This is a genomic window from Calothrix sp. CBUCES-K 9914 (assembly GCF_059640475.1).
Genome location: NZ_JBXXZH010000524.1, coordinates 1 through 1,918, shown reverse-complemented (window position 1 = coordinate 1,918; position 1,918 = coordinate 1). Strand labels below are relative to the sequence as shown.

The following is a 1,918-nucleotide window of genomic DNA, read 5'->3' as shown; positions in this document are numbered from 1 at the left end:
CTCACCAACTGAAATAGTAAGGGTGCCAATTAATAGAAGCCCTGTGTTATTGATGGATGATATAACACTTTCCAAATGGAAGAAACAAATTGCCATCCATCAACAACAGGTAAGAACAAAGGAACCAATAGAAGAAGTTAGTTTATTCAACTTGCCAAAGTCGCACGTTGATCCGGATATTATTGACCCCTTTACCCTACAATTATCAGCTTTATCTTTTTATCGGCTACCTGTAGATAGTCCAGGACAATCTTGTTTATACTTCGTAATTGACTCAACAGCTAATTTACTTTTATACATTGGTGAAACTTGTAAATCTAATAAACGTTGGAAAGGAGTACACGACTGCAAGCGGTACATCGAAAACTACATTGACTTGCATCATAAGTATAAATTAGAGACAGCAGTAAACATCGGCTTTTGGTGGGATGCGCCAATACCAACAAGACCACGACAGCGATTAGAATTAGAGTTAATTAAAAAATGGAAATCTCCATTCAACAAAGAAAACTGGAAATATTGGGGACAACCCTTTGGTAAAGAATAGGGCGCCAATTCTAAACTTTATCTGTTTATTCTCTTACTCTTCTCTCTGTGTTCTCTGCGTCTCTGTGGTTCGTTTTTTTCACATGAAACTGCGGGTTATATGTGTTTATTAAAACGTAAAAATTCCGTATTTATACTTTGGTGCAAGATGTGAGTTACCCCTCGTCTTTAAATTTAGACAATACAGGCGCCAAAGGTAAAATAACCGTATGCATTCCTTTCTACAACTGCGGTCGCTACATTTAGGAGTTGTAATTCCAGAATTGCACTACTTTTATCGCATTCGCTCTGATTGTCGCTTACAAAAAAGCAATCGCGAACAACTGCTCTACCTATACGAGTTAATTGCTGCTTCCCACCCTCAACTGTACCAAGATTACGGCGCCGAGATTTATCATTTGTTAAATCAAAACGGTGCATCTTGGTTATGGGACAATACGCGCGCAAAACGTAGTTGAACTGAATATCAATATGACAGGTATGGAAATACTCTCTCTTGTAAGAAATAAATTTAAAAAAGTTTACAGTGATGGGGGTACATCTTTAATATTTAATAGATTGCGACTGTTGGCAAAGTCACTTTCAAATAGCTTATTTTAAGTAAGAACATACTTCTGATAAAGCCCAGCATAAAATTACACAGCACATAATAGTCCAGTAAATTCGCTCAATTGTTTGTTGAGAGGATTTATCTAATCTTGACTAATTCTGCGTTTTGTGCTATCTCTTCTCTGCTTAAAAGTACCCAATTAGCAAGTGTATTTAAAATTTCTGCTTTTTCGGTCGGTGATGCCGATAGCACCAACGAGCGTATATCTATCTTGCCTGTATCAACTTCTCCTAATTGGCATAACAGATAATTCTTTGCTTCCGAGGGTAATCCAGCTAATAGTCGCTCTAGACTATCTGAATAAATTCGCTGTTGTCCCCGCCGAAAGCCACTAATCATCTGCTGAGAAACACCTGTTTGCTCAGACAGCCATTTAGCAGAAATCCCATACTTTTCGAGGGTTTTATCCAAAGCCTGTGAAAAATTCATAAGTTTGGTTACGCCATGACTGAATTTAGTCTATAATATTCAGTAGTGGCTTAATTTAAAATAGCGAATTAGCTTACAACTCAATACTATCAAATTAATTGCGGAGGTAACACTTGTAAATATAAGCGCGTTTTAACGCGCTCATGGTAAAAATTAATACTGTAATCCGATACACCATCTATTGAGTTATGGAGCTAATCATGGAAAAGTAGCGCGCGTGGTGAAACCGGAACAGTAACACATTAGCAAAGGAAGAACTGCGGGATAATCAATAATGGCTGCTAAAAATGATTAGTGTAATTAATCGGTATGAAACATACCACAATTCTGGGG

Annotated in this window: 3 protein-coding genes; 2 read left to right on the top strand and 1 reads right to left on the bottom strand. The window is 37.4% G+C overall.

Translation table 11 applies throughout. The features are described 5' to 3' along the window. Positions 1-547: GIY-YIG nuclease family protein (locus AC2JBO_RS44775; protein ID WP_496960059.1), on the top strand; the 547-nt coding region annotated here is incomplete at its 5' end. Positions 548-755: 208 nt separating this feature from the next. Next, the gene (locus AC2JBO_RS44770; RefSeq protein WP_496960058.1) at positions 756-1,004 is read left to right on the top strand and encodes a hypothetical protein; all 249 of its coding nucleotides are present in this window, start codon (positions 756-758) and stop codon (positions 1,002-1,004) included. 230 nt (positions 1,005-1,234) lie between these two features. On the opposite strand, the gene AC2JBO_RS44765 is transcribed toward AC2JBO_RS44770, so the two are convergent. Next, positions 1,235-1,585, bottom strand: a complete 351-nt coding sequence (locus AC2JBO_RS44765; protein WP_496960057.1) for a hypothetical protein — start codon at positions 1,583-1,585, stop codon at positions 1,235-1,237. Positions 1,586-1,918: the final 333 nt, after the last annotated feature.